This is a genomic window from Martinezella sp. CNPSo 3890 (assembly GCF_057784455.1).
This window is the reverse complement of sequence record NZ_JBXSOR010000005.1, coordinates 251376-273252: the sequence shown is the minus strand read 5'-3', so window position 1 is coordinate 273252 and position 21877 is coordinate 251376. Positions and strand designations below refer to the sequence as shown.

At 60.3% G+C, this 21877-nt stretch carries 19 protein-coding genes and 1 pseudogene; 5 read left to right on the top strand and 15 right to left on the bottom strand.

The window, feature by feature from the left end:
• Window positions 1-189 precede the first annotated feature (189 nt).
• From AC13RC_RS15830 to AC13RC_RS15815, 4 genes are all read left to right on the top strand, one after another.
• Window positions 190-1641, top strand: a complete 1452-nt coding sequence (locus AC13RC_RS15830; protein WP_488557720.1) for an amino acid permease — start codon at window positions 190-192, stop codon at window positions 1639-1641.
• The gene (locus tag AC13RC_RS15825; RefSeq protein ID WP_488557719.1) at window positions 1638-2597 is read left to right on the top strand and encodes an asparaginase domain-containing protein; all 960 of its coding nucleotides are present in this window, start codon (window positions 1638-1640) and stop codon (window positions 2595-2597) included. The genes AC13RC_RS15830 and AC13RC_RS15825 overlap by 4 nt, the downstream gene beginning before the upstream one ends.
• Window positions 2598-2704: 107 nt before the next feature.
• A complete protein-coding gene (locus AC13RC_RS15820; protein ID WP_488557718.1) occupies window positions 2705-2974 on the top strand; it encodes an antitoxin in 270 nt (89 codons plus the stop codon).
• Window positions 2971-3375 (top strand): PIN domain-containing protein, encoded by a 405-nt coding sequence (locus tag AC13RC_RS15815; RefSeq protein ID WP_488557717.1) that lies wholly within the window; start codon window positions 2971-2973, stop codon window positions 3373-3375. Before AC13RC_RS15820 ends, AC13RC_RS15815 begins: the two co-directional genes overlap by 4 nt.
• Before the next feature lie 56 nt (window positions 3376-3431).
• Here AC13RC_RS15815 and AC13RC_RS15810 read toward each other — a convergent pair whose 3' ends face one another.
• The gene (locus AC13RC_RS15810; protein ID WP_069614529.1) at window positions 3432-3677 is read right to left on the bottom strand and encodes an SMc00767 family acetate metabolism repressor; all 246 of its coding nucleotides are present in this window, start codon (window positions 3675-3677) and stop codon (window positions 3432-3434) included.
• A gap of 26 nt (window positions 3678-3703) precedes the next feature.
• On the bottom strand, window positions 3704-4993 hold the full coding sequence (gene aceA / locus AC13RC_RS15805; protein ID WP_488557716.1) for an isocitrate lyase: 1290 nt from the start codon (window positions 4991-4993) through the stop codon (window positions 3704-3706).
• A 206-nt stretch (window positions 4994-5199) separates the two neighbouring features.
• On the opposite strand from aceA, the gene AC13RC_RS15800 reads away from it, so the two are divergent.
• Window positions 5200-6612, top strand: coding sequence for a helix-turn-helix domain-containing protein (locus AC13RC_RS15800; RefSeq protein ID WP_488557715.1), 1413 nt, complete (start codon window positions 5200-5202; stop codon window positions 6610-6612).
• Between the two features lie 78 nt (window positions 6613-6690).
• Here the strand turns inward: AC13RC_RS15800 and AC13RC_RS15795 are convergent.
• From AC13RC_RS15795 to AC13RC_RS15735, 13 genes and pseudogenes are all read right to left on the bottom strand, one after another.
• Window positions 6691-8411 (bottom strand): annotated as a pseudogene (locus tag AC13RC_RS15795) (ABC transporter ATP-binding protein).
• A 312-nt stretch (window positions 8412-8723) separates the two neighbouring features.
• Window positions 8724-9677 carry a sugar kinase gene (locus AC13RC_RS15790; protein WP_145318176.1) on the bottom strand — a complete coding sequence of 318 codons (954 nt, stop codon included), beginning with the start codon at window positions 9675-9677 and terminating at the stop codon, window positions 8724-8726.
• The gene (locus tag AC13RC_RS15785) at window positions 9674-10732 is read right to left on the bottom strand and encodes an ABC transporter ATP-binding protein (protein ID WP_488557714.1); all 1059 of its coding nucleotides are present in this window, start codon (window positions 10730-10732) and stop codon (window positions 9674-9676) included. Before AC13RC_RS15785 ends, AC13RC_RS15790 begins: the two co-directional genes overlap by 4 nt.
• 33 nt (window positions 10733-10765) lie before the next feature.
• Window positions 10766-11581: a carbohydrate ABC transporter permease gene (locus tag AC13RC_RS15780; protein ID WP_488557713.1), complete on the bottom strand. Its 816-nt coding sequence runs from the start codon at window positions 11579-11581 to the stop codon at window positions 10766-10768.
• A gap of 1 nt (window position 11582) precedes the next feature.
• Window positions 11583-12518 carry a carbohydrate ABC transporter permease gene (locus AC13RC_RS15775; RefSeq protein WP_488557712.1) on the bottom strand — a complete coding sequence of 312 codons (936 nt, stop codon included), beginning with the start codon at window positions 12516-12518 and terminating at the stop codon, window positions 11583-11585.
• Window positions 12518-13849, bottom strand: a complete 1332-nt coding sequence (locus AC13RC_RS15770) for an ABC transporter substrate-binding protein (protein WP_488557711.1) — start codon at window positions 13847-13849, stop codon at window positions 12518-12520. The genes AC13RC_RS15775 and AC13RC_RS15770 overlap by 1 nt, the downstream gene beginning before the upstream one ends.
• A gap of 59 nt (window positions 13850-13908) precedes the next feature.
• Window positions 13909-14568, bottom strand: a complete 660-nt coding sequence (locus AC13RC_RS15765; RefSeq protein ID WP_113333262.1) for a GntR family transcriptional regulator — start codon at window positions 14566-14568, stop codon at window positions 13909-13911.
• Window positions 14569-14589: 21 nt separating this feature from the next.
• The gene (locus AC13RC_RS15760; RefSeq protein ID WP_488557710.1) at window positions 14590-15474 is read right to left on the bottom strand and encodes a dihydrodipicolinate synthase family protein; all 885 of its coding nucleotides are present in this window, start codon (window positions 15472-15474) and stop codon (window positions 14590-14592) included.
• 161 nt (window positions 15475-15635) lie between these two features.
• Window positions 15636-16928: an amidohydrolase family protein gene (locus AC13RC_RS15755; RefSeq protein WP_488557709.1), complete on the bottom strand. Its 1293-nt coding sequence runs from the start codon at window positions 16926-16928 to the stop codon at window positions 15636-15638.
• A 15-nt stretch (window positions 16929-16943) separates the two neighbouring features.
• Window positions 16944-17885 carry an ABC transporter permease gene (locus tag AC13RC_RS15750; RefSeq protein WP_488557708.1) on the bottom strand — a complete coding sequence of 314 codons (942 nt, stop codon included), beginning with the start codon at window positions 17883-17885 and terminating at the stop codon, window positions 16944-16946.
• Complete coding sequence (locus AC13RC_RS15745; RefSeq protein WP_113353671.1) at window positions 17882-18931, bottom strand: ABC transporter permease; 1050 nt, start codon at window positions 18929-18931, stop codon at window positions 17882-17884. Before AC13RC_RS15745 ends, AC13RC_RS15750 begins: the two co-directional genes overlap by 4 nt.
• Entirely contained in the window at window positions 18921-20447 is a 1527-nt protein-coding gene (locus AC13RC_RS15740) for an ABC transporter ATP-binding protein (protein ID WP_488557707.1), read from the bottom strand. The genes AC13RC_RS15745 and AC13RC_RS15740 overlap by 11 nt, the downstream gene beginning before the upstream one ends.
• A complete protein-coding gene (locus tag AC13RC_RS15735; protein ID WP_488557706.1) occupies window positions 20444-21868 on the bottom strand; it encodes an amidase in 1425 nt (474 codons plus the stop codon). The genes AC13RC_RS15740 and AC13RC_RS15735 overlap by 4 nt, the downstream gene beginning before the upstream one ends.
• Window positions 21869-21877 lie beyond the last annotated feature (9 nt).

Here is a 21877-nt window from a genome sequence, read left to right as displayed (position 1 = left end):
GTCAATAAGTGCTGCCCGGCTTGACCTGCGGACTTTTCTATGTCTAAGAGAAAATCTGTCATACAGCATTACAGCATGACCGGCGATCACTAGACTTGATCGGCGACCAGATTAAGGCAGCGGCATCCGGTCGGGTGCGAAATCAGCACCCCGGATCCGCCCATGGACAAACGGCTCGAGGGAGGAGCAATGTCAGTCGAACCTATTCAGAATATTCCGGCGGATCGCCGGCCGCCGGTCAATGAGGATCTTGGCTACCACAAGGCGTTGAAGCCACGGCAGATCCAGATGATCGCGATCGGTGGCGCAATCGGCACCGGTCTCTTCCTCGGTGCGGGCGGACGCCTTGCCACAGCCGGGCCAGCGCTCATCTTCGTCTACGCGCTCTGCGGCTTCTTTGCCTTTTTGGTGCTGCGCGCGCTCGGCGAACTTATTATGCACCGCCCGAGCTCCGGCTCTTTCGTTTCTTATGCCCGCGAGTTCTATGGTGAGAAGATGGCCTTTGCCGTCGGCTGGATGTACTGGCTGAACTGGGCCATGACCTCGGTTGCCGATGTGACGGCTGTCGCCCTCTACATGAATTTCTTCAAGCATTACGTGCCCTGGCTTGCGGGCATCGATCAATGGGTCTTCGCGCTGATCGCGCTGATGGTCGTGCTGGCCATGAACCTCCTGTCGGTGAAGGTCTTCGGCGAACTCGAATTCTGGTTCAGTCTGGTGAAGGTTCTGGCGCTGGTCAGCTTCCTCGTCATCGGCATCTATTTCGTCGTTTCCGGCACGCCGATTGCCGGTCATTCGGCGGGCTTCAGTATCATCAGCGATAGCGGCGGTTTCTTCCCCAATGGCATCTTGCCCGCCTTCGTCATCATACAAGGCGTGGTCTTTGCCTATGCGTCGATCGAGCTGATCGGCACGACTGCGGGTGAAACAGAAGATCCGCGCAAGGTCATGCCTGGCGCGATCCGCACGGTGGTCGCCCGCCTGTTGGTCTTCTATGTCGGCTCGGTCCTGCTTCTGTCGCTGCTTCTGCCCTATACGGCCTACAAGGCAGGCGAGAGCCCGTTCGTCACCTTCTTCGGGACGATCGGTATTCAAGGCGCCGATATCATCATGAACCTCGTCGTGCTGACGGCCGTGCTGTCCTCACTCAATGCCGGCCTCTACTCCACCGGCCGCATCCTGCATTCGATGGCGGTTTCGGGCTCGGCACCGGCCGCGCTGGCCAAGATGAACAAGGCAGGCGTCCCCTATGGCGGCATTGCGGTGACGGCCGTCGTGACCGTCATCGGCGTGGCGCTGAACGCCGTCGTTCCGTCGGCCGCTTTCGAGATTGCCCTCAATATCTCGGCACTCGGCATCATCTCGGCCTGGGGCGTGATTGTATTGTGCCAGCTGAAGCTCTGGAAGTTGTCGCAACGGGGCGAGATGGCCCGGCCGGATTTCCGCATGTTCGGTGCGCCCTATACCGGCATCCTGACGCTCGTCTTCCTGTTTGCGGTGCTGGTGCTGATGGCGCTCGATTATCCGGTGGGCACGTGGACGATCGCCTCACTGATCCTGATCGCGCCGGCTCTTGTGATCGGCTGGTACCTGTTGCGGGATCGAATCTATCGGCTGGCAGCCGAGCGGGGCCAATCGTGACGGCTGGGCAAGTCAATCCGCTGGTGGCAGTCATTGCCACCGGCGGCACCATTGCGAGCGAGCGCACCGATAGCGGCGCCAGCATACCGTCGCGGACGGGAGAGAGCCTGTTGGCACTGCTCCCGGACATGCCTGTCGATCTCAGGCCCGTCGAGCTGATGGCAAAGGATTCGGCGAGCCTGACGCTCGCCGATATGCAGGGGATCAGCGACAAGGTCGGCGAATTGCTTGCCGATGACGCCATCAACGGCATCGTCATCCTGCATGGCACGGACGCTATGGAAGAGACGGCGTTGCTCGTCCATCTGCAGCACTGCCTGAGCAAGCCCGTCGTATTTACCGGCGCGCAATTTACCGCAGATCACCCCATGGCCGACGGGCCGGCCAACCTTGCTGCTGCCGTTGCCGCAGCCGTCGATCCTGCAAACGCGAGGCGTGGCGTGCTCGTCTGTTTCGGCGGCCGCCTGCTGCCGGCTTGGGGCCTCTATAAGCATTCTTCGGATAGTGCTGATGCGTTCCGTCAATCGCGGCCGCTCGAAAATCCGCCAAGTCCGCGGCTTGCGGCGGCGCTCGATAACGTGAGGATTGATGTCGTCGCAATCTACCCTGGCTGTGACTCGGTGCATGTGGATGCAAGCCTGAGGGCAGACGCCCATGGCATCGTTCTGGCTGCCCTCGGTTCCGGCAATGCCAATCCGCGTCTGGTCGAGGCTGTCAGGCGCTGTGCCGATGTCGGCGTACCCGTCGTGGTTTCCAGCCGCGTACCGGAAGGCTTGCTCGTTTCCAGCTATGGCGGTGGCGGTGGCGGCCATGATCTTGCGGCGGCCGGTGCAATACACTCCTCCACACTGCGACCGGGGCAGGCGAGAGTTGTGCTGGCAGCCCTGGTTGCCTCTGGAGCCACTGCGGACGTCGTCAAGCAGGTATTCTCTGATTTCGCAGACGTGAAGTCCTGAGCAAGGGCTTTCGTGGAAAAGTAATCTTGTGTCGTTGGGTCCAGCGGGCTTGAAATCAGGTCTGTTATCTTGCATATACATATGGATATGCAAGGAGGGAGGTTAGCATGCGCCATCTCCGACATAACGAACCTAGTCCGCCACGAGAAGCCAAGCTGTTTCGCAACAACAAGAGCCAGGCTGTACGTATCCCAGCTGACTTCGAACTTCCTGGCGATCGGGTGATGATCCACCGGGAAGGAGACCGGCTTATTATCGAGCCGGTGCGCCGCAAGAGCTTGCTTGACGTTTTGGCAAGTTTGGAGCCACTCGAGCCAGAGGATCAGTTTCCCGATATCGACGATACTTTGCTGCCAGCGAGGGAAATCGAGCTTTGAGCAGGCTCTATATGCTGGATACGAATATCGTATCCGAACTTGCGCGAAACCCACAGGGCGCCGTTGCCAGGCGCATCGCCGATGTCGGGCCGGATGCAATTTGCGTCAGCATCGTTACAGCCGCAGAGTTGCGCTACGGCTGCGCTAAAAAGGGATCGCCGAAATTGCTGGCACAGATCGAGGCCATCCTGGGAAGCATACCGGTGCTCGCGCTCGATGTCCCTGCCGATGCCGAATACGGAGCCATTAGGGCTGAGCTGGAAGTTGCTGGCAAATCCATCGGCCCAAACGACCTGCTGATTGCTGCCCATGCTCGTGCGCTGGAGGCGGTCCTGGTAACAGCTAATATCGGCGAGTTTAAGCGCGTCCGCGATCTCCGTGTCGAAAACTGGCTGGATTGAGCGTCGGGCCGGCCGTTAATGACGGCGCGGCCCGAACATCGTTGTATCTATCTTCGTCAAGCCTGATGCGCAGCCTTGGCGACGACGACGGGGATCAAGAGGTCGCCCCAATTGCCGTTACCGCCATGGTGGCGGGCCGAGCGGACGAGCTCGACGGAAACGCCGGCTTCGACCGCATTCATGACCGCCTGGTTGAGGCGATGCAGCTCATTGGCCAGCATGCGGATGACCGCCTGCTGATCGGCATTCATGGTGAGAGATTGCTCCTCAGCTCTCTCGCGAACGCGTGCTATCGATGCCATGTCATTCTCCTCCTAAGATCCTGATATCACTCTGCTGCCGGTTTGAACTGGGCATGCTCCGTCGATCCGTGCATGGCGGTGGTGGACGACTGGCCGCCGGTGATCGCCAGCGAAACGGCATCGAAATAGCCCGTGCCGACTTCACGCTGATGCTTGGTGGCGGTATAGCCATTGGCCTCGGCTGCAAATTCCGCCTGCTGCAGCTCCGAATAGGCGGCCATCTGGCGAGCCTTGTAGCCGCGGGCGAGCTCGAACATGCCGAAATTCAGCTGGTGGAAGCCGGCAAGCGTGATGAACTGGAACTTGTAGCCCATGGCGCCCAGTTCGCGCTGGAACTTGGCGATCGTCGCGTCATCCAGGTTCTTCTTCCAGTTGAAGGACGGCGAGCAATTGTAAGCGAGCAGCTTGCCGGGATGGGCCTGATGCACGCCCTCGGCAAATCTACGCGCCTGCTCCAGATCCGGCTTCGACGTCTCGCACCAGATGAGATCGCAATGCGGTGCATAGGCGACGGCGCGGGCAATACACGGCTCGATGCCGTTTCTGACCTGATAGAAGCCTTCGACCGTGCGGCCGGCGTCGTAGTCGACGAAAGGCTGGTCGCGCTCATCGATGTCCGAGGTCAGAAGCTTAGCGGCCTCGGCGTCGGTACGCGCAACCACGAGCGTCGGCACGCCCATGACGTCGGCCGCAAGCCGTGCCGCGTTGAGATTGCGGATATGAGCCGCCGTCGGGATGAGGACCTTGCCGCCGAGATGGCCGCATTTCTTCTCAGATGCCAGCTGATCCTCGAAGTGGACGCCCGCAGCCCCCGCCTCGATATAGGCCTTCATGATCTCGAAGGCATTGAGGGGACCGCCGAAGCCCGCTTCGGCATCGGCGACGATCGGAGCAAACCACGTGTCGACGGAAAGCCCTTTGCCTTCCGCGGTCTCGATCTGGTCGGCTCTTTGCAGCGTGCGGTTGATGCGCTTGGCCAATTCCGGACCCGCATTGGCAGGGTAGAGCGATTGGTCGGGGTACATGGCCGAAGCCGTATTGGCGTCAGCGGCAACCTGCCATCCCGAGAGATAGATCGCCTTCAGGCCGGCGCGGACCATCTGCATGGCCTGATTGCCCGAGAGCGCACCGAGCGCATTGACGAAATCCTCCTCGTGGATGAGCTGCCAGAGGCGGTTCGCGCCCATCTCGGCCAGTGAATGGCGGATGCTGACCGATCCGCGCAGCCGCTCCACATCCGCGGCCTTGTAGGGGCGCTCGATGCCATCGAAACGCCCAGTGGGTGCGCTGGGAACCAGTTTGTAAAAATCTGTCATGCTATTCTCCCGGTACTTCCTCTAGATCCTTCGATCGATCTCCGTTGCACGACTATTTTTACAATATCTGCGCTGGGGGCGCGAGAAAAACCGGAATACAGCGTTAGATAAAAGGGTTATGATGTGCTATTGTTAACTTTGGTTTTTGGTAAAATTGTAAATCTTGTAAAATTCTGTGAACCGAAGAATTGTAAAAGGTGTGACACATGGTTGAGCGCAAGATCTTTGCAGGCCCGAAGGTTCGGCGCATCCGCATGGGCCTCGGTCTGACACAGACGACGATGGCACAGGCGCTCGATATCTCGCCGTCTTATCTCAACCTCATCGAGCGCAACCAGCGGCCGCTGACCGTGCAACTGCTGTTGAAGCTGTCGGCGGTCTATAAGGTCGATCTTGATGAGCTTCAGAGCGGTGAGGCAGGTAGTGCAGGGCAATTGCGTGAAGTTTTTGCCGATCCACTGCTGTCAGGCGAGATCCCTGGGGATCAGGAGCTGATCGAGCTCGCCGAGGCCGCGCCGAATGCGGCAAACGGCATGATCCGGCTTTATCGCGCCTATCGCGAGCAGGCGGCAAGGTTGTCCGATCTCGCCGAGCTTCTGGGCCGCGAGGGCCAGGTTGCCGAGGTTGCCGGACCACGCCTGCCGCTCGATGAGGTTCACGATCGCTTGCAGTCGCGTCCGAATTTCTTTGCCCGCATCGAAGATGCTGCGGAGACCTTCCATGAACGCCTGTCGCCCGGGGACGACCTGGCGGGCGCATTGAAGGCATGGCTGAAGGCCGAGCATGGTATCGCGGTACGCCCTTTGCCGGTGCACGCTATGCCCGGCTTGCGTCGGCGTTATGACCGGCATTCGATGCGGCTTTTCCTGTCGGAGCGTCTTTCGCCCTTCGATCAGATCCGGGAGATTGCGACTGAAGTCTCTCTTTTGGCCCTGCGTCAAGAGATCGCCGCCGAACTCGATGCTCTCGCGCTTTCGACGCCTGAGGCCAATCGCATCGCCCGTTTCGAGCTGGCGCGCTACGCTTCTCATGCGCTTCTGATGCCGTATGGCGCCTATCTCTCGGCAGCACAGCGACTGCATTATGATATCGATGGTCTGAGTGCCCGTTTCGGCGTTTCTTACGAGCAGGCCGCCACGCGGCTGACCAGCCTGCAACGCCCCGGCGCATCCGGCATTCCGTTTTTCCTGACGGAGATCGATAATGCCGGCCATCGTCTGCGCAAGGCTGGCGCCCAAGGCTTTCCACAGGCCCGTTTCGGCGGCGCCTGTCCGAAGCTCAATATCCATGCCGCTTTCAGTGAGCCCGGACAGATATTGGTGGACGCTGCCCAAATGCCTGACGGGGCCGGCTTTCTGACCATATCGCGAACGATCGAGGGGCCGCGGGCCGAATTCGGCGAAAGGGTGCGCCGCACCGCACTTCTGATCGGCTGCGATATCTCCCATCGCGACGAGGTGGTCTATGGGAAGGCGCTGGGTAGCAATCAGGTCATGATTGGCCCTGCCTGCCGCCTATGCGAACGGCAGGGCTGTCTGGCGAGAGCCGAACCGCCGGTCACGCGCCCGCTTGGCCTCGATGAAATGGCGGCCGGTCTGAGTGTGTTCGATTTTCAGTAACGGCATTGATTATCGCTGGTTAGAAGAAGGCCGGGCCGCCGAGCCCGGCTCCTGTTTTTTTTGATGTTTCAGCCAAAATCAGGCATAAAGCCCGAACTGTGCATCATATAGCCGCGCATAAGCGCCGCGCCCGGCGAGCAGCTCGTCATGCGATCCCTCTTCGACAATGCCCTTGTCGCCCATAACGATGATGCGGTCGGCATTGCGGATGGTCGACAGTCGATGAGCGACGACCAGTGTCGTGCGTCCCTTCGCAAGCTCGAGCAGTGCCTGCTGGATGGCGTATTCGGTGGCCGTATCGAGCGCCGAGGTGGCCTCGTCAAGGATGAGGATCGGCGGGTCTTTCAAGAAGATGCGGGCGATCGCAAGGCGTTGTTTCTGTCCGCCCGAAAGCTTGACGCCGCGCTCGCCTGTCGGCGTATCGAGGCCGGCGGGCAGGGAGCGGACGAATTCGTCAAGCGAGGCGCGCCGCAGCGCCTTCATGATATCGTCGTCCGTCGCGCCGAGCTTTCCATAGGCGATGTTCTCGCGGATGGTCGAACCGAACAGGAAGACGTCCTGCTGCACGATGCCGATCTGGCTGCGTAGCGAGGTCTGCGTCATATCGCGAATGTCGGTGCCGTCGATGGTAATGCTGCCAGCCGTCACATCGTAGAAGCGCGGCAGCAACGAGCAGATCGTTGTCTTGCCGGTGCCGGAGGCGCCCACGAAGGCCACCGTCTCGCCCGATGCGATAGTCAGGTTCAGATCCTTGAAGATCGTCGCCTGATCGGAATAGCCGAAGGTAACGCCCTGGTAGGCGATATCGCCTTTCAGGTGATCGATCGCGACAGCATTCGGCCGATCGGCAAGATCCGGTTCCGTGTCGATCAATGATAGGAAGCGTTTGAAGCCGGCAATACCTTGGGATAGGTCTCGATGACCGATGTGATCTTGTCGATCGGCCGGAAGAAGACGTTGATGAGCAGCAGGAAGCTGATGAAGCCGCCATAGCTCAGCTCCCCCGATATGACGAACCAGGTACCCGCCATCATCACGATCAGCTGGACGAGGCGCGTGCTGAAATAGCTGAGTGCGATGCTTGCCGTCATATAGGCATAGCCGTCGAGCTTGGACGCCTTGTAATCCTCGTTGTCGCTGGCAAACAGCTGGCTTTCGTATCGTTCATTGGCAAAAGCCTTGACCACACGGATGCCGCCGACTGTTTCCTGCATGCGCGTGTTGAAGTTGCCGACCTTGCCGAACAGGCTGCGCGAATTCAGCGTCATTTTCGAGCCGTAGCGGCTGACGAGCCAGGTCATGAACGGCACGATGATCGTCGTCAGCAGCGCCAGCTTCCAATGGACGCTGAACATCAGCAGGAAGGCCCCGACGAAGGTCATGATCGCGATGAACAGGTCCTCGGGGCCATGGTGGGCGATCTCGCCCACTTCCTCGAGATCCTTGGTGACGTGGGTAATCAGATGGCCGGTGCGGTTGTTGTCGAAATAACGGAAGGAAAGCTTCTGGATATGATCGAAGGCCTGGCGGCGCATGTCGGATTCGATCGAGATACCAAGCGCATGGCCCCAATAGTTGACGATCGCCGAAAGGCCGGTCGCCACCGCGTAGACGACGAGGAGCAGCACCACCGTCGTAAAGATCAGGCTCCAGTCGCGGCTTGGAAGCAGTTCATCAACGAAAAGCTTGACTGCCAGAGGGAAGCCGAGTTCCAGCAGGCCGGCGAGCACGGCGCAGCCGAAATCCAGGAAAAACAGCGTCTTGTAACGCGCGTAATAAGAAACGAAACGACGAAGCATGAATGCCCTCCATGGGCACTGAAGAGGATATGGGAGACAAGAACGGACTGAGCGGCAGCCCGAATTCGGCATCGCCGTTCAGCGTTAATTGGTGCCGAAATTTCTCATCTGGCGATCCTCCTGCTTCGGTCGCGCGTTTGGTATAGCCGACGCATGCAGGCATGTCACCCCCATAAAGGAGGGGTGACGACCGTTGCAGATGGCCTGCCGTACCGATGTAGAAAACGCTCGCTTAGGACGAACAACGGCTGGAGGTAAATGCCTCCAGCGGGTCATGAATTCGCGACAGGTTTCGACGGCATCCTCATGCCGTCAGAGCCTATGAAGCAGCCCGGAACGTTTGATCACATCGACACGCCTCGGCGCACCGGTACGCCCTCCGAAGAATTCGCATTTGATCGCCGCGGCGATAGAGGAGAAGCGGATGGCATCTTCCGCCGCCATGCCCTCGGCAATCGCAAGAGCGAAGGCGCCGTGGAAGATGTCTCCGGCGGCAAGCGTATCGACGGTCTTGATGGATATGGTCGGGCAATGCTCGACCTTGCCGGTATCGTCATTGAACCAGTGACTGCCCGCTGCACCCGCCGTTACGCAGATGAAGGCATGGTCGAACCGTTGTTTCAGACGCCGCGCCATCTCGGGCACATCGCTTGTTCCCGCGATACGCTGTGCGGCTGGCTCCGAAAAGATGATATGGGTCGCTTCCGGCGCCAGCTCCTCGATGACGCCGTCAGGAGCCACGTCGCCGTCTAGAATGGCTGGCCTGCCCATGGCTCTTGCGGTCTTGAGAACTTGCAGCGCCAACGCCGGCCAGCGGACGTCGACGAGTACGGCATCGAAGGCGGCGATCTCGTCGGCCGAGAATGCCTTGACGGTGTGGTGCAGTTCCGGATCGTAGAAGGGAACGATCAGTCTTTCGCCGTCATCGTCCACCAGGATGGTCGAGACGGCAGAGCGTGCGCCCTCTATGCGCGACATGCCTCCGACGTCGATGCCGGCGGCGTCCAGATCGCGGATAATGCGCTCGCCGGTATCGTCGCGGCCAACGGCACCCCACAGGCTTGCCTTGCCGCCGAGCCGGATAATGGCATAGGCTGCGCTGGAGGCCATGCCTTCCGCGATCTGCAGCATGTCGTAAGGCAGAACCTTTCCCTGACCCTGCGGAAGGGTGCGGACGCGAAAAAGCGTATCGAGAACGGCAGCGCCGACACAAAGGACGTGCTTGGCCCTACCGGCCGGTGGATCGAAGATGGACAGAGCGCTCAAAGCCGCCTTCCGCTCGCCTTGTCGAAAAGATGGATGCTGGCCGGGTCGATGCCGATTTCGATCTTGTCGCCGAAGCGGATGTTGAGCCGCTCGCGGAACAGACAGGAGATGTCTTCTCCGCCGCAGTCGAGTTTGGCGTAGATCTCGGAACCTGTGCCTTCGACGATGCCGACCTTGGCCGACAGGCCGCTTGCCACAGCGCGGATGTGTTCGGGCCGGATGCCGTAGACGAGCGGACGTCCACCGTGCTCAACAATAGGAAAGCCTTCCGGTAAGGGCAGGATCAGACCTTTGTCGCTGCGGAAGACGCCCTCCTCAATCCTGCCGTCGATGAAGTTCATTGAGGGCGAGCCGATGAAACCGGCGACGAAGAGGTTGGCCGGACGATCGTAGAGATCGAGCGGCGCGCCAACCTGTTCGATGAGGCCGCCATGCAGCACGACGATCTTGTCGGCCATGGTCATCGCCTCGACCTGGTCATGCGTCACGTAGATCGTCGTCGTGCCAATGCGCTGATGCATGGATTTGATCTCGCCGCGCATCTGGACGCGCAGCTTTGCATCGAGATTGGAGAGCGGTTCGTCGAACAGGAAAACTTGAGGATCGCGGACCAGTGCGCGGCCCATGGCGACGCGCTGGCGCTGGCCGCCGGAAAGCTGACGAGGCAGGCGGTCCAGCAGATTTTCCAGGCCAAGGACGGCAGCCGCCTTCTGCACTTTAGCGGCGATTTCCGAAGCCTCTGCCTTTTTCAGCTTTAGCGCAAAGCCCATGTTTTCGGCGACCGTCATATGCGGATAGAGCGCGTAGTTCTGGAAGACCATCGCAATGTCGCGGTCGCGCGCCGGCAGATGGCTGACTTCGCGCCGACCGATATGGATCTCGCCGTCGCTCACCTCTTCAAGCCCGGCAATCATGCGCAGCAGCGTGGACTTGCCGCAGCCCGAAGGGCCGACGAGGACGACGAATTCGCCGTCGGCGATATCGACGCTGATATCGTGAATGACCTTTACCTGGCCGTAGCGCTTCTGGATGCTCTGTATATTGACGGGTGCCATGAATGTGATCCTGTCCAAAAGATAAAGGCTGCGTCACTTGACGGCGCCGGCTGTTAGACCGGCGATGATCTGTCGTTGTGCGAACATCGTCAGCACGAGCACCGGCAGCGTCACGATCAGGGCGGCAGCAGCAAGCGGTCCCCAGCTCACCTGCTCGAAGGAGAGCATGTTATAGACGGCCACCGGCAGCGTGCGGGTCTCGCGGCTCGCAAGCACAATGCCGAAGACGAAATTGTTCCACGAGAAGATCACCGACAAAATGAAGGCGACGACGATGCCGGGCCGGGCGATGGGCAGAGCGACGAGCCGGAAGACCTGCCACGGTGTGGCGCCGTCGATGCTTGCTGCCTCCTCCAATTCCATCGGGGTCGTCTCGAAATAGCCGATCATGATCCAGACGACGATCGGGACGGTGACGACGAGGTGGATAATGATCTGCGGCCAGAGCGTTCCCAGCAGATTGAGCCATTGGAACAGCAGGAATAGCGGGATGAGGAAGGAAAGACCGGGCGTCATGCGGGCAATCATGATGATGACGGCAGACTTCTCAGCCTTCAGCCGTGCAATGCCATAACCGGCCGGCACGCCGATGATGAGTGCGAGCAGGGTCGCTGCGCCCGTCACGAGAATGGAGTTCCAGAAATAGAGAAAGAAGTTGTTTTCCTGGAAGACATTGACGTAGTTCGTCCAGGCGAAACGATCCGGAATAAGGATCGGCGGATAGGCGCCGTTGTCGATCTCGTATTTCAGCGACAGCGAGATCATCCAGAGGAAAAACAGAATAACGGGCGAGACGATGACCAGGGCCACGAAGAATAGGCCGATACGGTTGAGTGTCGAACGCTTCATCTCAATGTCCCTCCGCGTCGGTCCATTTCGTCCGCTGCCGCATCATCAGGAGGATGAAGGAAAGCGCGACGATGATGATGAAGAACACCACTGCCATGGCCGAGCCATAACCGATGTCGTAATAGGAAAAGGCGGTGTTGTAGAGATAGATGTTGATCGTTTCAGATGCCGTTCCCGGGCCGCCCTGCGTCATCGCATAGATGATGTCGAAGCTCTTGATCGCGTCGATACCGCGGATGATGACGGCGATCATCAGGAAAGGCGAGATCATCGGCAGCGTCAGATAGCGGAACTTCTGCCAGGCATTCGCACCGTCGATTTCGGCGCTTTCATAGGGTTCGCGCGGCACGGAGGCGAGACCGCCGAGCACGATCAGCATGACCAGCGGCGTCCATTGCCACACCTCGACGAGGACAAGCGAGGGGATGACGCTCGCTTGATTGTAGATCCACTCCTGCGGTCCGATACCCACAAGCGAGAGCAGGTAATTGAGCACGCCAAGCTGCGGGTGGAACATCATGGTCCAAACGAGCGCCACCGCGACGGGAGTTGCCATCATCGGCATGACGAAGATGCCGCGCAGGAATCCGCGTAGAGGAAAGTTTGCATCGAAGATCAGTGCCGCCAGCGTTCCGAAGATCAAGGGGCCGACGACGGAGAGCACGGTATAGAGAACCGTGTGCCAAAGGGATTCCCAAAATCGTACGTCGGTCGCCAGCCGGACATAATTGTCCCAGCCGACGAAACTCTGCGATTGACCGAGCGTCCACTTGTTCACGCTCATCCAGAGGGTGAAGACCCAGGGGAAGACGATGACAGCGGCAATGACGATCAATGCAGGAATGACAAAGGGCCAGTAGTTGGTAGCAAGCCGTTGCGGCTTGCTCCTTCCTTTGGTTGCCTTCGCGGCGGTATCTTCAATGCTCACGGAAGCCATCACCCCTCGCTTCGTGCCAGAACAGGCTCGAACTGGGCGGTTGCTGTCTTCAGTTCGGCTGCGGGATCGGCGCCGCCGATCATGTTTGTCAACGCGACACCATAGATGTCGCGGAACTCGGTGACCGGGATAATAACGGGTAGCGCCAGCTGGGAGACCTTCGCGGAGCCGGCGACGGCATCGAGCCAGGCGCCTGGCATCTTCACGCCCTCGCGGACCTTCTGGTCCTCCAGGATGGACTGGCGGAAGGGAACACCGGCGCCGGCCTGCAGAAGACGCGCGCCCATGTCATGCGAGATAGCCCATTGGCAGAAGAGATAGGCGGCTTCCTTTTTCTGGCTGGCAGCAGTCACGCCGAGGCCGTCGCCGGTCGTCGCAGCTGCCTGCGCGTTCGGCCCCTTCGGCATGACGCCGTAGCCGACCTGGCCGACGACGCGGGATTTTTCCGGGTTTTCGATCGGCGGCGCAAAGCCGACGCCATCCACCCACATGCCGATCTTGCCCTGCAGGAAGGCCGATTGCGCTTCCGCCCAGTTGAAGCCGGAAACACCGGGAGGTGCCGATTTCGTCATCAGGCGCTGATAGAGCTTGGCGGCGTCGACGGCGCCCTGCGATTCCGTCTGCAGCTTGCCGTCGGCCGAAAGCGGTGTCGTACCGTAGCCGAGCATGAAGGTCGTCCAAACCGGCGCGTTGGCATTCTTCAGGCCGCGGGCGACAAAGCCGTAAGTGTTGGTCGATTTGTCCGTCAGCGCCTCGGCGGCTTTCGCCATATCTTCGAAGGTTTCGGGATAGGCCAGGCCCTTCTTCTCAAACAGGGCCTTGTTCCAGTAGACGATCCAGTAGTCCACCGAGAAGGGCAGGGAGCGCATGACGCCTGCGGAATCCTTGGCGAACTTCAGCCCGGCCTCGGCGAAATCGCTTTCCGTCAGCGAGGGATCGGTGAGCGACGGGTCCTTCATGAAGCCGCTGATATCGGCGAGCCAGCCACCCTTTTCGAACTGGCGCTTCTGAACGTGGTAACTCAGGTGCACGACGTCGAAGCTCGGCTTGCCGGAACTGAGCTCGATCGTGGTTTTCTGGCGCTGCTGCTGCTCGGGGGTCGCCTCGGCATTGACCTTGATGCCGGTCAGAGCCTCGAATTCGCTTAAGTATTTGAGGATCGTTTCGCTGCGCGGGCTCTTGACCAGATTGACTTCGAGCGTCGTGCCGGCAAAGCGCTTCCAGTCGACGGCTGCCGAAGCGGTGCGGACACCGAGAAGGCTTGCTGCGCCGAGTGCAGCCGTGCCGGCCATGAAGCCGCGACGTGTCGGATTGAAAAGTGACGATGACATCGGTTCCTCCTCCTTTTGGCCGAAAATCTCCTCATTCGCGGCCTGTTATCCAAAGCTATTTACATCTTTAATGCGCGATCCCGGGCTCCGCCGATGTGGGCGACCAGCGCGGTAACCGCCTCTTCGGCGGATCGTCGCTCGATGGCCTCAAGCACTTTCAAATGCTCGTCCATGACCGGCCCGACATGGCCGTTGATGCGGAACCTGTCCTGACTGATCAGTCGCATCTTGATCGAATTGACCCGATAGGCGTTCGAGATGATCGTATTGCCAAGCGCATCGATGAAGGCATCATGCATGCCCCAGTCCACCGATTGCGCGTGAAGCTCCAGCTCCGGGGAATTGTCGCCGGAGCGGATGGCATCGGCGATATCGCGATGATCCTTCAGAAGCTTGGCGATCGTCTCGTCCGATGCTGAATGGGTAAACAGCGCAACGGCTTCCTTCTCCAGAAAAAGACGAAGCTGGAACGCTTCGCGGATCAGGTCCAGATCGATATGGGCGATCTGCAATCCACGCTGCGGAACCGTCTTGATCAGACCTTCCGCTTCCAGACGCGGGATCAATTCGCGGATCGCGCCGAGCGTCAGTCCCGTCAGCTCGACCAGCCGCCGCTGCGAGATGAATTGCCCGGGACGAACGTCGCGCGCCAAGAGATGGCGTGTGAAGCTCTCATAGGCTTTCTCTCTCAACGTTGTCTGTTCGCCTGGTCCGTCCATCGGCAGCTCCGGGCTGTTCGGTTAGGCTGCTTTGGCGCGAAACAGTGCGCCGAAAGCAGCAAAGAGCGTGTCGGAATCTTGGCTGTTCAATGCCACGAGCGGCGGGCGCACGGCAAGCCAGCTATCGTCTTCCGTCAACCGGGCGAGAATAGCCTTGATCGAAGGAATGACCGGATAGTTCAGCAGCTGTTCGACGAAACGCTCGACATTGGCGTCGTCGATGCCTTTTTCCGCCATGGCCTGCACTTCGCGAGGAAGAAGATTTGCCATGCCGGAGATTGCTCCCTGTCCGCCGAGCCGAACGCCGCGGGCAAGATGCCGCTCATCGCCGATCAGAATGATGAGATCGCCATGCGTCTTCAGCAGTTCCTCGGTATAGGGCCAGTCACCGGAGGAGTCCTTGACGCCGACAACGACATCCGGAAATGCGGCGCGCAGGCGGCCAACGAGGGAAATGGAGAGCGGCACCATCGTCACCGACGGAATATTATAGACGATCACGTCGCGGGCGTGCGTGCCGAGCATAGTGAAAACGGCCGCGAACCATTTGAAGAGGCCATCGTCGCTGACGTTCTTGAAGTAGGAGGGCGGGGCAAGGAGAATGTTGCGGACACCCTGCGCCAGCGCTTGTCCAGCCTGCGCTGCCGCATCTTCTGCGGCATCGACGAGCACGCCCATGACGATCTGCTTCGGCGCAATGCCGGCGGCGAGCATGGCGGCCAGAACCTGCTGGCGCTCCTGCATGCCGATCGAAGCGCCTTCGCCCGTGGTGCCGAACAGGGTGACGCTCTTGCAGCCATTGGCAAGGCAATGCTTTGCCTGCTCGATCACACCCGGGATTGCAATCTCGCCATCAGCGTCGAAAGGTGTTGCTAGCGCGGCCGACAGGCCAAAATTCTCGTTCATCCGATCCTCCCGATCTTGTGAGATCAGTGCGTAGCATGCTGACATGTTAGTTGTAAAGCGAAGTTTACATCAGTCGCCTATATGTGATTACACGGACGTCGAATTGGCGGCGGTAGCAGTTGATGGTTGGGAATTTTATGGAGCCTCGGCCCCGGCCTCTGTTAGCCCCTTGCAGGCACGTAGTCGAGCCCGCCATCGATTTGTGAAGGCCGGCCATCGAGGAAGAGTTCGCCGATGCGCGGCGCGGAGCGGGCAATGACCTTGCCGCGCTTGATGACCGCGAGACGATTGGGCTTCAGCCGTAGCGCTTCCAGCGTGTCGACGGCCTGCAGCACGACAAAATCGGCATTACAGCCCTTTTCCAGGCCGTAGCCTTCCAGGCCGAGCGTCTTGGCGGAGTTGATGGTGAGCGCATCGAAAATCTTCTTCTTGTCTTCGATGCCGGCCATTTGTGCGACGTGGATAGCCATGTGGCCAACTTCGAGCATGTCACCCGAGCCCATCGAATACCAGGGGTCCATCACGCAATCATGGCCGAAGGAGACGTTGAGCCCGGCATCCATAAGTTCGCGCACGCGCGTCATGCCGCGCCGCTTGGGATAGGTGTCGTGCCGGCCTTGCAGCATGATGTTGATGAGCGGGTTAGGGATCACATTGATCTTCGCCTCTGCCATCAGCGGGATGAGCTTGGAGACGTAGTAATTGTCCATCGAATGCATCGAGGTCAGGTGCGAGCCGGCAACGCGGCCCTCCAGCCCGAAGCGGACCGTCTCTGCCGCCAGCGTTTCGATGTGACGCGACATCGGGTCGTCGGTTTCATCACAATGCATGTCAACGGGAAGACCGCGATCAGCTGCGATCCTGCAGAGCGCCTCGACCGAGGCTCTGCCCTCATCCATCGTGCGCTCGAAATGCGGAATGCCGCCAACGATATCGACGCCCATGTCGAGCGCGCGTGCGAGCGAAGCCACGCCGTCCTTGGCCCGATAGTATCCATCCTGTGGGAAAGCGACGAGCTGCAGATCGATATAGGGCTTGACCCTGTCCTTCACCTCCAGAAGCGCCTCGGCCGTCACCAGCTTCGGATCGGAAGTGTCGACATGGCTGCGGATGAACAGCAGTCCTTGCGTGACGGCGAGATCGCAGTATCGTAGCGCGCGCTCGACAAGCTCCTCCTTCGTCACGATGGGGCGCAATTCTCCCCAGAGGGCGATGCCTTCCAGAAGCGTGCCGGATATATTCATGCGCGGCAGGCCGAGCGAAAGCGTGGCATCCATATGGAAATGCGGGTCGACGAAGGGCGGGCTCACCAGCCGATCGGTCGCATCTATTTCTTCCTTGCTCTCGGCGATAATCGAGGCTTCGATTGCTGCGATCCTGCCATCCTTGGCCGCGATATCGATGCGCTTGCGGCCATCGGGCAGATTGGCATTGCGAATGATCAGATCGAACATGAACGGCTCCTCGGATTATCTTTCGCCACGGCGATAGGGTTGCATCAGCGCCTGCGGCACGCGGGCGCGCCTGCTCATGACGGCAAGGGCAACGATGGACAGGATATAGGGCGTCATCAGGAAGAGCTGATAGGGGACACCCTGGACTGCGGTCTGCAGGCGCAATTGGAACGCGTCGAAGAAGGCGAAGAGCAGCGCACCGAACAGCGCCCGGCCCGGCCGCCAGGACGAAAAGACGACGAGCGCGATGCAGATCCAGCCGCGTCCCTGCACCATCGTCGGAAAGAAGCTGTTGAAGGCGGAAAGTGTCAGGAAGGCGCCGCCCATGCCCATCAATGCGCTGCCGGCGATGATGGCGCCATAGCGGATCCTCATGGGGTTGAGGCCTTGTGCCTCGGCTGCATGCGGATTTTCGCCCGTCATGCGGATCGCAAGCCCGACCGGCGTGCGGAAGATGAGGTACGCCATGACCAGCGCCACCAGGATCGCGAGATAGGTCGGGGCGGTCTGCGTGAAGAGAGCGGGGCCGATGAAGGGCAGGGTCGACAGCCCGGGAATGGCGATCGGCTGAAACGGTGTGATGGTCGGCGGCGTCCCGGCGACGGGAACGATCAACCGGAAGACGTAGTAACTGAAGCTGGACGCAAAAAGCGTCACGCCGAGGCCGGAAACATGCTGCGACAGGCCAAGCGTCACTGTCAGGGCCGAATGCAAAAGCCCGAAAATGCCGCCGGCAATCGCCGCGATGAGAAGGCCGGTCCACAGATCGGCACCGTGATAGACGGAGAGCCAACCGATCATCGCGCCAAAGGTCATGATGCCCTCGATGCCGAGATTGAGAACGCCGGCTCGCTCGCAAAGAAGCGCGCCGAGCGTGCCGAAGATCAAGGGTGTCGCAATCCGCAACACGGCAGCCCAAAGCCCGGCCGAAGCAATGATGTCGATCAACGTGCTCATCGGCGGATCCTGTATTGCGTGAAGAACAAGGCGATCAGCATGGTCAGCAGCGACAGGGCGACCGTGACGTCGGCGATGTAAGTTGGGATGCCAAGACTGCGGCTCATGCCGTCAGCGCCGACAAACATCGTGGCCGTAAAGATCGCCGCAAGAACGACGCCAAGCGGGTTGAGGTTTGCAAGCATGGCGACGACGATGCCCGCATAGCCGAAGCCCGGGGACAGATCGGTCGTGACATAGCCTTTGACACCCATGACTTCGATGGCGCCTGCAAGGCCGGCAAGTCCGCCCGAAAGACAGGCAACTTTGACGAGGGTCGAGCCGAGACGAACGCCTGCAAAAACGGCGCCCGAAGGATTGAGGCCGGCTGCCCGCGACTGCATGCCGAAGACGGTGCGCGACTGGACGAAATAGACGATCGCCGCGATGACGATCGCAATTGCAAAACCGATATGAAGACGCGATCGCGCAATCAGCTTCGGCAGCATGGCATGATCGCCAAGCGCCTGGGATTGTGGCCAGCCGAATGCCGTCGGGTCCTTCAGCACGCCGTCGATCAGCATGGAGACGAAGAGAACGGCGATGAAATTCAGGATAAGGCTGGTGACGACTTCATCGACGGAAAAGCGCAACCGCAGCCATAGTGGCACGAGGATCAGGACCATGCCGGCAATGGCACCGATCACCATCAAGAGCGGAATAAGGATCGGGCCGGGCAGGCCGGCGAGCATTTTTGACCCGAAGGCCGCAACGGCAATGGCGCCGAAATAAAATTGTCCCTCGGCGCCGATATTCCACAGACGGGCGCGAAAGGCGACCGCGGCGGCGAGACCTGTTAGTATCAACGGTGTGGCGCGCGTCAACGTCTCCGTAGCTGAAAGCCGAGAGCCGAAGGCGCCAAGCAGAATCCGCCGATAGGCTTCCAGGACGGGTGCGCCGGCAATCGCGATCAGTATGCCGGCGAGCGCAAGGGCCGCGACGACCGAAAGCACGGGAGCGAGGATCATCATAGACAGTGGACGGTGTTCGCGCCGTTCAAATCGCATGATTGGCCCCACTCTTTTCTTTCCATTCTCCCGCCATCATCAGTCCCAGCAGACGCGCATCGACCTTATCGGCATCGATGGGCGCTGAAAGGCGTCCGCCGACGATTGCCTGGATGCGATCGGCCAATGCAATGACCTCGTCCAGATCCTCCGAGATCAAGAGAACGGCAGTGCCCTGCCGGCGCGCTTCCAGAATGCGTCCGTGAACGGCGGCCACTGCACCTTCGTCCAGCCCGCGCGCTGGCTGGGCGGCGATCAGGATTCGTGGTCGCTCATGGAGATTGCGACCGAGGATCAGCTTCTGCATATTGCCGCCCGATAATAGCCGGGTGCGTGTCGCAGCATTGCCGCCGCGCACGTCGAATGCCTCGATGATCTCCTGCGCAAAGGCCATGCCGGCACCTTTGTCGACCAGACCATGCTTCGAATAGGAAGGCAGGCGCTCGAGCACGGCATTCTCCCAGATCGCCATTTCGCCGATGGCACCATCACGGTTTCGGTCTTCCGGAATGCGCCCGATGCCAGCCTCGATAATCGCGGCAACGTCGAGATCGCCGACGGGCTTGCCGAACAGAAGAAGCTCGCCGGATGAGCGGTTCGACGTGCCGGACAGGATTTGCCCCAAGGTCGCCTGACCGTTGCCCGATACGCCGATGATCCCCAGAACCTCGCCGGCCCGGACATGGAAGCTGATCTTTTTCAACCGTTCGACGCCACCGGTCTTGACGATGATATCGCGAGCTTCGAGCACGATGTCGCCCGGCGTCGACGCTTCGCGGGTCGGGCGTGTGACGCGATGTCCGACCATCAGCTCCGCAAGCTCGGCCTTGCTGGTCTGAGATGCCTGTCTTTCGGCCGCGACCTTGCCGCCGCGCAGGACGACGATACGATCTGCCGTCGCCATGACTTCATCGAGCTTGTGCGAGATGAAGATCAAGGACAGGCCTTGTGCGGCCATCTGCTTCAACGTCGAAAAGAGCTTTTCTGCCTCGATCTGGGTGAGAACGGCGGTCGGTTCGTCGAGGATCAAGATGCGTGCATCATTGTAGAGTGCCTTCAGGATTTCCACCCGCTGCTGCTCGCCAACGGAGAGATCGCCCAGGCGCGCATCCGGATCGACTTTCAAACCGAAGCGTTCGGCAATCGCCAGAAGCTTGTTGCGGGCCGCTGCCGTTTGGGACTTGAGCGACCAAAGTCCCTCCGTGCCCGTCATGATGTTTTCCAGCACAGTCAGGTTCGGCGCGAGCGAGAAATGCTGATGCACCATGCCGACGCCAGCCCGGATCGCCGCGCGCGGCTTGCCCTGCGGCAATTCCACGTTGTCGATCAGGATGCGACCGGCATCGGGCACATAGTGCCCGAAGAGGATGCTCATCAGCGTCGTCTTGCCGGCACCGTTCTCGCCGAGCAGGGCAACGATCTCACCCTTTGCTAGAGACAGCGAAATATTGTCATTGGCAATCGTGCTGCCGAAGCGTTTGCTGACACCTTCGATGGAAAGGACGGGGACGGTCATGCCGGAAAGCCTGCAATCGGGAAGCGGTGTTGCCAACGTTGCTCAGCCTCGAGCGCGGATGCAAGCTGCAGCAACAGCTTATCCTCACCCATTGGTGCCATCAGCTGGACCGGCAGCGGCAATCCTTCCGCATCCTCGCCGAAGGGAAGTGTGATGGCCGGAAAACCGGAAATATTGGCGAGCGCGGCAAGAGGGGCAAAGGACGTCATGCGCTCGAGGTGCAATTGAGTGTCCGAATGATCCGCCGGAAAGGACCCGATGGGTGGCGGTGCCGAGGCGAGCATCGGCATGACGATGACGTCGACCCTGTCGAAGATCTCCCACAGAATGCGGCTAGCCTTCACGGCGCCATTGAGGGAGCTCCAAAGGACTGTTGCCGGCATGGCGCGTCCGCGCATGATGAAGGCTTGCGTCATCGTCTCGGCGAGACGCGTGTCCAGTTCGAGATCGTCAATCAGGTGGGCGATATTGACGGAAATGATATCGCCAAACGCGCGGCTGCTGGCCTGAGCGGCGCTTTCCATCTCATCCCAACGGATGGATATCAGCTCGTTTCCCCGGCCTTCGAGGAAACTGGCCGCTGCTTCCACCGCTTGGGCCCGATCCTGTTCGATTGCGTAACGCTGGCCAGTGTCTGCCAGAAGTCCAATGCGAAGCTTACCCGTCTTGGGCGGGAGTTGAGCGATATCCGCGTATGGCCCTCTTGTCTTTCCCCGGACAACATCGAAGATTTGCGCGGTGTCGCGAACGGAGCGGGTGACCGCAAGTTCGCTGGCGATGCCGCCGAGATGATTGCCGAAGGAGGGGCCGCCGGGCACGGCGCCGCGTGTCGGCTTCAGTCCGACAAGGCCGCAGCAGGCAGCCGGCACGCGGATCGAGCCGCCCGCGTCCGTCGCATGCGCGATCGCAACGATACCGGCGGCGACTGCGGCCGCGGCTCCACCCGACGAGCCGCCGGCAGTTCTGACAGGATTCAACGGGTTTCGGCAGATCGGACCGATTGCCGGTTCGGATGCGAGTGAGAAGCCGAATTCCGGACTGGTGGTCAAGCCGAAGGCGCAGAGACCGGCATCGCGAAAACGCTCTGCCAAATCGCTGTCCGCGCCTTTGCCCGTGCGGGCGAACAGGCGAGAGCCAGCGGTCACCGGCAGCCCCGGGAAGGGACCGCCGAGATCTTTGGCGACCGTCGGTACGCCGGCAAAGGCGCGCTGCGCAAAGCGCTCGGGATACGCCGATGCCTCCTGATCCAGGGCATGTGCTGCCGCGAGCCCGGCTTCAGGATTGACATAGGTAATGGCGCCAAGCTCATCTTTCATGGCGCAGGCGGCAAGTGCCGCCTGCATGGCATCCACACAGGTAAGCTTGCCGGACTTGATCGCGCCGGCCAGCTCCGTGGCGTCAGTGAATGACGGTCTGGTCATGATCGAGCC

Bases quoted from the DNA above. Each gene is read 5' to 3' on its own strand.
- AC13RC_RS15770 (WP_488557711.1), bottom strand. From the start codon at position 13,849: ATGTCATCGTCACTTTTCAATCCGACACGTCGCGGCTTCATGGCCGGC.
- AC13RC_RS15810 (WP_069614529.1), bottom strand. From the start codon at position 3,677: ATGGCATCGATAGCACGCGTTCGCGAGAGAGCTGAGGAGCAATCTCTC.
- AC13RC_RS15755 (WP_488557709.1), bottom strand. From the start codon at position 16,928: ATGTTCGATCTGATCATTCGCAATGCCAATCTGCCCGATGGCCGCAAG.
- aceA (WP_488557716.1), bottom strand. From the start codon at position 4,993: ATGACAGATTTTTACAAACTGGTTCCCAGCGCACCCACTGGGCGTTTC.
- AC13RC_RS15745 (WP_113353671.1), bottom strand. From the start codon at position 18,931: ATGCGATTTGAACGGCGCGAACACCGTCCACTGTCTATGATGATCCTC.
- AC13RC_RS15760 (WP_488557710.1), bottom strand. From the start codon at position 15,474: ATGAACGAGAATTTTGGCCTGTCGGCCGCGCTAGCAACACCTTTCGAC.
- AC13RC_RS15800 (WP_488557715.1), top strand. From the start codon at position 5,200: ATGGTTGAGCGCAAGATCTTTGCAGGCCCGAAGGTTCGGCGCATCCGC.
- AC13RC_RS15830 (WP_488557720.1), top strand. From the start codon at position 190: ATGTCAGTCGAACCTATTCAGAATATTCCGGCGGATCGCCGGCCGCCG.
- AC13RC_RS15740 (WP_488557707.1), bottom strand. From the start codon at position 20,447: ATGACCGTCCCCGTCCTTTCCATCGAAGGTGTCAGCAAACGCTTCGGC.
- AC13RC_RS15735 (WP_488557706.1), bottom strand. From the start codon at position 21,868: ATGACCAGACCGTCATTCACTGACGCCACGGAGCTGGCCGGCGCGATC.
- AC13RC_RS15765 (WP_113333262.1), bottom strand. From the start codon at position 14,568: ATGGACGGACCAGGCGAACAGACAACGTTGAGAGAGAAAGCCTATGAG.
- AC13RC_RS15775 (WP_488557712.1), bottom strand. From the start codon at position 12,518: ATGGCTTCCGTGAGCATTGAAGATACCGCCGCGAAGGCAACCAAAGGA.
- AC13RC_RS15820 (WP_488557718.1), top strand. From the start codon at position 2,705: ATGCGCCATCTCCGACATAACGAACCTAGTCCGCCACGAGAAGCCAAG.
- AC13RC_RS15785 (WP_488557714.1), bottom strand. From the start codon at position 10,732: ATGGCACCCGTCAATATACAGAGCATCCAGAAGCGCTACGGCCAGGTA.
- AC13RC_RS15750 (WP_488557708.1), bottom strand. From the start codon at position 17,885: ATGAGCACGTTGATCGACATCATTGCTTCGGCCGGGCTTTGGGCTGCC.
- AC13RC_RS15780 (WP_488557713.1), bottom strand. From the start codon at position 11,581: ATGAAGCGTTCGACACTCAACCGTATCGGCCTATTCTTCGTGGCCCTG.